General features: G+C 68.3%; 1 protein-coding gene. It reads right to left on the bottom strand.

Annotated features, from left to right (window positions below):
• The coding region (locus MF607_RS22620; RefSeq protein WP_242122405.1) for a DUF736 domain-containing protein at positions 1-368 on the bottom strand (368 nt) is incomplete at its 3' end.
• Positions 369-517: the final 149 nt, after the last annotated feature.

The raw sequence follows: 517 nt of genomic DNA, 5'->3' as shown, positions 1-517 counted from the left end.
GCCAGATCGTCCTCGCTCTTGACGCCGAGGGCGGCACCGACGTCGCGGCGACGCTGCGCGCGCTGCCACACGATGTTGTACGAGCCGTCGTCCTGGCGGAAGGCCGAGACCTGGAGCGGGGCGGCGAGCGAGGGATCGTCGATGCGGCCGTTGAGGAACGCCTCGCCGGTGTTGTTGGAGGTGAGTTCGAAGAACGCCCCGACCTGCACCCACGTGCGGCCCGGGGTCAGCGCGTGGATCTCGTAGCGCGGTGCGCGCGGGTTGCTGGACTGCACCGGCTTCAGCGCGATCGTCATCGCCACTGCCAGCGTCGAGATGCGGCCCATGAAGATGCCCGCGTCGTTCTGCTTGATCGAACCGATGTTCATGATGTCGTCTCCTGATCGTCTTCGGACCCCTTGTCCTCGACACCACTCTCCATCCCTCTCTCCTCCTCGGCCCCCTTCAGGGCCGAGCAGGGCGCGTCAGCGCCCACTCATCGGCGCGCTCTTCGCGCGGCGATGGGCGTCCAGCGGGG

It is taken from the genome of Sphingomonas lacusdianchii (assembly GCF_022664395.1).
Lineage (GTDB): Bacteria > Pseudomonadota > Alphaproteobacteria > Sphingomonadales > Sphingomonadaceae > Sphingomonas > Sphingomonas lacusdianchii.
This window is presented reverse-complemented; position numbering and strand designations above follow the sequence as displayed.